A 6,383-nucleotide genomic window follows, 5' to 3' on the forward strand; every position below is an offset into this window, starting at 1 on the left:
CAAGACGAGGTCATGCATGAAAGCCTTTTTCCACCCCAAGCAACGCCTGCATCACCCGCGCTCCTACCTGTCCCGTGGGCAGATGCGCGAGCCTCAGGAAATCCCCGCACGCATCGACCCGTTGCTGGCGATGGTCGAGCGCCTGGGCTATCCGCTGGTCGAACCTGCCGACCAGGGCATTGCGCCGCTCGCCGCCGTACACAGCCAGGCTTATCTCGATTACCTGCGCAGTGCCTACCAGGAGTGGCACGCCGTGCCGGAAGACTGGGGCGACGAGGTGATGTCGAACATCTTCATCCGCGAGAACAATCCGCTGCGCGGCATCCTCGGCAAGACGGCACGTTACCTGGCCGATGGCAGCTGCCCGATTGGCGCCCACACCTGGGAAGCGGCCTACTGGTCCGCGCAGAGTTGCATCGCTGCAGCCCAGGCGGTCGCCGATGGCGAACCGGCGGCCTACGCCCTGTGTCGCCCGCCCGGCCATCATGCGCGGGCCGAGGCGGCGGGCGGCTTCTGCTTCCTCAACAACGCGGCGATTGCCGCACAGCAGCTCAGGTCGCGCTTCGCCAGGGTCGCGATTCTCGACACCGACATGCATCACGGGCAGGGCATCCAGGAAATCTTCTACGAGCGCGATGACGTGCTGTACGTGTCGATCCACGGTGACCCCACCAATTTCTACCCGGTGGTCGCCGGCTTCGATGACGAGCGCGGCCAAGGGCGTGGCGAGGGTTTCAATCTCAACCTGCCGATGCCCCACGGCGCCAGCGAAGAAGACTTCTTTGCGTGCCTGGCCCAGGCGGAAACCGCGCTGCGCGACTTCGCCCCCGAGGTGCTGGTGCTGTCGCTGGGCTTCGACATCTATGAAAACGACCCGCAGTCCAAGGTCGCCGTCACTCATGCCGGCTTCCAGCGCCTCGGTGAGCGCATTCGCGCGCTGGGCCTGCCGTGCGTCATCGTTCAGGAGGGCGGTTACGACATCGCCACCCTCGACGAGAACGCCTTGCGCTTCTTCAGCGGTCTGGCGGGCCATTGAGCGAACGCCGACATGGCCTGGCGGGCGCGTTCAGGCTATCTTCTGCGGCATGCCCGGTGTGAGCGACACAGGGAGATATCTGCCAGGAGAGCGAAATGAAGTCCGTCACCACCGCCATTGCGGCCACCCTCGCCATTGCGTGCATGGCGCAGGCGCACGCCGCCTCGGTATACAAGGGGTTGTTCACGGATGGTCAGTCCCGGGTGCTGATGATTCTGCAACTGGAACCGTCGGCCAAGCCCGGCGAGCGGGCGGGGCAACTGCGCATGGCCGAGCCGTGGATGTGCCAGCTGCAGCTGCGCGCGACGGACGGCGACGGCCAGGCGCGCCGTTACGTCTTTGCCGGTGTCGGCGCGGGACGTTGCGATCGCCTGTCGCAAGGCCACCTGAGCGTCGAAGTCGACGGTGACAATGCGGCCGTGCGGGTGTTCGACGCGAAGGGGGCCGAGCGCTACAGCGCCGACCTGATCGAGATCCGTTCCTGAGCGCCTGGTCCTGGCCCATCGGGCACCTTCAGCTCAGACAGCCTGGGCGCCACCTAGAGAGTCATCCACCGGCAGGGGGTTGGACACCCGACCGGGGGTGAGGATCACCTTGCGGCAGTCCTGCTCCTTGCGATCGAACAGCCGGTAGCCCAGGGCGGCGTCCTCCAGCGACAGGCGATGGCTGATGATGGCCTCCGGGCGCAGTCGGCCTGCCTCTATGTGGCCCAGCAGCTCGGGCATGTATTTCTGGACATGGGTCTGGCCCATCCGGAAGGTCAGGCCCTTGTCGAAGGCGTCGCCGAACAGAAAGCCGTGGATGAAGCCGGCATACACGCCTGGCACGCTCACCACGCCGCCACGTCGTACCGTGGCGATGCACTGGCGCAGCGCTTTGCCGCTGCTGCCTTCGAGCTTGAGGGTGGCCAGTACTGTCTCGGTGGTGCTGCCCTTGGCCTCGAAGCCCACCGCATCGATCACCGCATCCACGCCGCGCAGGCCGGGGGTCTGGCGAATGATGGTGTCGGCCGGGTCGTCGTCCTCGGCGAAATTCACCGGTATCACGCCATAGACCTGCTGGGCGTAAGCCAGCCGGTACGGGTGATGGTCGACCATGAACAACCGCTCGACCCCCAGCATGCGCGCGCAGGCCGCGCACATCAGGCCGACGGGGCCTGCGCCGTAGATCGCCAGGCTGGAACCGGGCCCCACGCCACTGTTAAGGACCGCCTGCCAGCCGGTGGGCAGGATGTCGGAAAGAAACAGCACCTGCTCGTCGTCCAGCACGCTCGGCACCTTGATCGGGCCGACATTGGCCTTGGGCACCCGCACATATTCGGCCTGTCCGCCGGGCACGCCACCGTACAGGTGGCTGTAGCCGAACAGCGCCGCCGCTGGCGGAATGGATTTGCGGTTGAGGATCGCACCGCGCCCGCTGTTGGTGGTCTCGCAGGCGGCGTATTGCTCCAGCTTGCAGAAGAAGCAGTCGCCGCAGGCGATGACGAAGGGGATCACCACCCGGTCGCCGCGTTGCAGGCGGGTCACCGCCGGGCCGGTTTCTTCGACGATGCCCATGAACTCGTGGCCGAAGATATCGCCATGGGCAACCGACGGCACTTTGCCGTGGTACAGGTGCAGGTCAGACCCGCAGATGGCCGTGGCAGTGACACGCAGAATGAGGTCGTCGTCGTCCTGCAAGGTCGGGTCGGGCACATCCTCGACCTTGACGTGGTAGGCACCTTGATAGGTCAGCGCTCGCATGGCGTTCCAGCTCCCTTGTGAATGGCCTGTTCAAGCAGAGGAACCCGGCGTGGCAACGATGGTTCAGCCGCGCCCGGAGCCGCTGGACCAACGGACAGGCAGTTCGTCGGCGGCCTGGAGCAAGGCCGGGGTGGTCCCGGTCGATGTTCACGAGGGAGACATGCGCGGTTCCTTCTCCATCCACCACATCGAGCAATGAGGTTCGTGATGAGCAAAGCAAGCGCAAGCAGAAAGACCTTTGACGATCTGTTCGTCCATGAGCTTTCGGACATCTACAGCGCCGAGAAGCAGATCACCCGGGCACTGCCCAAGCTGGCCAGGGCGTCCAGCGATCCGGAGCTGGCCGAGGCCTTCAATTCGCACCTGGAGGAAACCCACGGGCAGATCCAGCGTATCGATCAACTGGTCGAGTCCGCCGGGCTGAAACTCAAACGCATGAAATGCGTGGCCATGGAAGGGTTGATCGAGGAGAGCAAAGAGCTGCTGGATGAAATCGAAAAAGGCCCGATCCTCGATGCCGGGCTGATCGCGGCCTGCCAGAAGGTCGAGCATTACGAAATTGCTGGCTACGGCACCCTGGTGGCCATGGCCCGGCAACTGGGCATGGAGGACGCCGCTTCGCTGCTGGAGGAGACCCTCCAGGAAGAGAAATCCGCCGACGAGAAGCTGACCCGCATCGCCGAGCAGAGTGTCGCCCAGACGCAGCAGCAGGAGGGGCAGGACGATCAGGCGTAGTAGGCGCTTTCAGCCGCGAAGAGGCCGAGAACCCACAGCCTCTGCGGTGAGCACGAGGTCGCTGCGCGGCTGAAGCCGCTCCTTGTACTGCGCTCTGATCGATCTGTGCTGCAGCAACAGCCGCTCGCGGCAAAGCCTGAGCGGCCCGGATCGGAACCCGACGGTCTCAGCACTCCACCAGGCTGACCGCCAGGCCGCCGCGGGAGGTTTCCTTGTATTTGTCGTGCATGTCGGCACCGGTGTCGCGCATGGTGCGGATCGCCCGGTCGAGGGAGATGAAGTGTTCGCCATCGCCACGCAACGACATCTGCGCGGCGTTGATGGCCTTCACGGCGGCAATCGCGTTGCGTTCGATGCACGGCACCTGCACCAGACCGCCGACCGGGTCGCAGGTCAGCCCCAGGTTGTGTTCCAGGCCGATCTCGGCGGCGTTCTCCACCTGCTGTGGGGTGGCGCCGAGAATTTCCGCCAGTCCGGCGGCGGCCATGGCACAGGCCGAGCCGACTTCGCCCTGGCAACCGACTTCAGCGCCGGAAATCGAGGCGTTTTTCTTACACAGGATGCCCACTGCCGAGGCCGCGAGGAAGAAGCGCACCACGTCGTCGTCGTTGGCCGCCGGGTTGAACTTCATGAAGTAGTGCAGCACGGCTGGCACGATGCCGGCGGCGCCGTTGGTGGGCGCGGTGACCATGCGCCCGCCGGCGGCGTTCTCTTCGTTGACCGCCAGGGCGAACAGGTTGACCCATTCCATGGCGCTGAGGGTCGAGCCGATCACGTTGGGCTGTTCGATGGCCTGCAGGCTCTGGTGCAGGCGCCAGGCACGGCGGCGTACGTTGAGGCCACCGGGCAGGATGCCCTGTTCGTTCAGGCCCTTGTTCACGCAGTCCTGCATGGCGCCCCAGATGTGCAGGATCTTGGCGCGGATTTCCGCTTCGGAGCGCCAGCACTTTTCGTTCTCCAGCATCAGCGCGGAGATGCTCATGTTGTGCGTCTTGCACAGGTGCAGCAGTTCGCGGGCGCTGGAGAAATCGTAGGGCAGCTCGGTGCTGTCGCTGTCGAGCCGGCCGCTGGCAGCCTGCTCGGCATCGATGATGAAACCGCCGCCGATGGAATAGTAGGTCTGCTCGTACAGCTCGCCGGTGGGGCCGTAGGCGCAGATCGTCATGCCGTTGGGGTGGAACGGCAGGTTCTCGTCGAGCAGGCGCATGTCGCGGGCCCAGGTGAACTCGATTTCCCGCTCGCCGCCAACTTGCAGGCGGCCGTCCTGAAGCATTTTCTCGATACGCTGGTTGACGTCGGCGATGTCCACGGTGTCGGGCCATTCACCCATCAGGCCCATGACCGTGGCACGGTCGCTGGCGTGGCCGATACCCGTGGCCGACAGAGAACCGTACAATCGCACCTCGATGCGCTCGACACTGGGCAGCAGCTCGCGTTGGCGCAGATCCCCGACGAAGGTCGCCCCGGCGCGCATGGGGCCTACGGTGTGCGAACTGGATGGACCGATGCCGATTTTGAACATGTCGAAGACGCTGATAGCCATGCCGTATAACCCTCGGATAAATAGCCTGAGGCCTCAGGCCCCCACTCGTGGAGGCTATCTTTGGGCTGCGCTGCCGAAACAACAAACGATTGTTCCTATGCAACGCTTTAGCGGAACTGTTCAATGAGCCGAATCGTCAACGCACAGATGCATGCCTGGCTGCAGGTATTCGCCTGTGCCGCCAGGCACCTGTCTTTCACCCGTTGTGCCGATGAGCTGCACGTCACCCCTGGCGCGATCAGCCAGCAGATGCGCCAGCTTGAAGAGCGGCTGGGTTTCGCGCTGTTCCATCGCGTGGGGCGCGGCCTGGAACTGACCGCCGAGGGCCAGCGCCTGGCCCTGGTCGCCAACGAGGTGCAGAGCCGTATCAGCGATGAACTGCGCCTGTTGTATTCCGGGCAGATCGGCGGGGTGTTCAAGCTGCGCTCGATTCCGTCCTTCTTGCATAAATGGCTGATGCCGCGCCTGCCACGCCTGCAGCAGGCGTTCCCCGACATCCAGCTGCGGGTGATCGCCGAGGACAGCAGCGGCTCGCTGCGCGACGATGACTTTGACCTGGCCATCGACCTCAACGACGGCAGTTACCCTGGGCTGCTGACTACGCCGCTGCTGGAAGAAGAGCTGTTCCCGGTCTGCTCACCGGCGCTGCTTGAAGGTCGCCCGCCGCTGGACGGCCCGAGCCAGCTGGTGCATTACCCTTTGCTGCACGACATCACCGCCTGGCGTGGCAGCTATGAATACGCCGAGTGGGAGTTCTACCTCACCGCCATCGGTGCCGAGGGCGTGGATGTGCGGCGCGGGCATACCTTCAACCGCAACCACCTGACCATCGAGGCTGCGCGCATGGGCATGGGCGTGGCGATCGCGCGCAAGACGCTGATCACCGATGAACTGGTAGAAGGCTCGCTGATCGTGCCGTTCGGTCATCCGATCCAGGCGCGCAAGAAGTACGTGCTGGTCTATCGCGAAGGTGCCCTGAGCACCCCGTCACGCCGTGCGGTGCATGACTGGTTGGTGAACGAGGCGCTGCACGGCTGAGGTTGCACAGACCTGAAGGCTGGCGTGGTCAAGGTCTGGCGACCTCCCGGTTGAACCGGGGTTAGCCGCAATACTGATCTTTTAGACCAAAGCAATCCGATCTGGCGTCGCTTTTGCTTTTCAAGCGCAGAACTTACAGACGCCGCCAAACGCGACTTCGGTGCAGGCCGAGTGGAGGTGTCATGGAAGGGGGTAAGCCGGCAGGGAAGCCGGCTTAGGCGCACTGGGCCAGGGACGGCCCATTGCGCCGGCCCCCTGGAATGGCGCCGGAAGGAGGGAAGTCTGCCCG

General features: G+C 64.6%; 7 protein-coding genes. 5 read left to right on the forward strand and 2 right to left on the reverse strand.

The features are described from left to right. Positions 1-16: 16 nt before the first annotated feature. Positions 17-1,036, forward strand: coding sequence for a histone deacetylase family protein (locus tag QZ497_RS14060; RefSeq protein ID WP_295476105.1), 1,020 nt, complete (start codon positions 17-19; stop codon positions 1,034-1,036). Positions 1,037-1,131: 95 nt separating this feature from the next. Beyond that, complete coding sequence (locus QZ497_RS14065) at positions 1,132-1,521, forward strand: hypothetical protein (protein WP_295476107.1); 390 nt, start codon at positions 1,132-1,134, stop codon at positions 1,519-1,521. Between the two features lie 33 nt (positions 1,522-1,554). Here the strand turns inward: QZ497_RS14065 and QZ497_RS14070 are convergent, their stop codons facing one another. Then, positions 1,555-2,778, reverse strand: a complete 1,224-nt coding sequence (locus QZ497_RS14070) for a zinc-dependent alcohol dehydrogenase (RefSeq protein ID WP_295476108.1) — start codon at positions 2,776-2,778, stop codon at positions 1,555-1,557. A 49-nt stretch (positions 2,779-2,827) separates the two neighbouring features. On the opposite strand from QZ497_RS14070, the gene QZ497_RS14075 reads away from it, so the two are divergent. Together QZ497_RS14075 and QZ497_RS14080 are read left to right on the forward strand one after the other, a co-directional pair. Further along, complete coding sequence (locus tag QZ497_RS14075; protein ID WP_295476110.1) at positions 2,828-2,977, forward strand: hypothetical protein; 150 nt, start codon at positions 2,828-2,830, stop codon at positions 2,975-2,977. Positions 2,978-2,985: 8 nt separating this feature from the next. After that, the gene (locus tag QZ497_RS14080) at positions 2,986-3,513 is read left to right on the forward strand and encodes a ferritin-like domain-containing protein (protein ID WP_295476111.1); all 528 of its coding nucleotides are present in this window, start codon (positions 2,986-2,988) and stop codon (positions 3,511-3,513) included. Positions 3,514-3,679: 166 nt separating this feature from the next. On the opposite strand, the gene QZ497_RS14085 is transcribed toward QZ497_RS14080, so the two are convergent. After that, positions 3,680-5,056 carry an L-serine ammonia-lyase gene (locus QZ497_RS14085; protein WP_295476113.1) on the reverse strand — a complete coding sequence of 459 codons (1,377 nt, stop codon included), beginning with the start codon at positions 5,054-5,056 and terminating at the stop codon, positions 3,680-3,682. 123 nt (positions 5,057-5,179) lie between these two features. Here QZ497_RS14085 and QZ497_RS14090 point away from each other — a divergent pair, with 123 nt between their 5' ends. Further along, on the forward strand, positions 5,180-6,094 hold the full coding sequence (locus tag QZ497_RS14090; RefSeq protein ID WP_295476115.1) for a LysR substrate-binding domain-containing protein: 915 nt from the start codon (positions 5,180-5,182) through the stop codon (positions 6,092-6,094). The last annotated feature ends 289 nt before the right edge of the window (positions 6,095-6,383 follow it).

This window comes from uncultured Pseudomonas sp. (assembly GCF_913777995.1).
Classification (GTDB): Bacteria; Pseudomonadota; Gammaproteobacteria; order Pseudomonadales; family Pseudomonadaceae; genus Aquipseudomonas.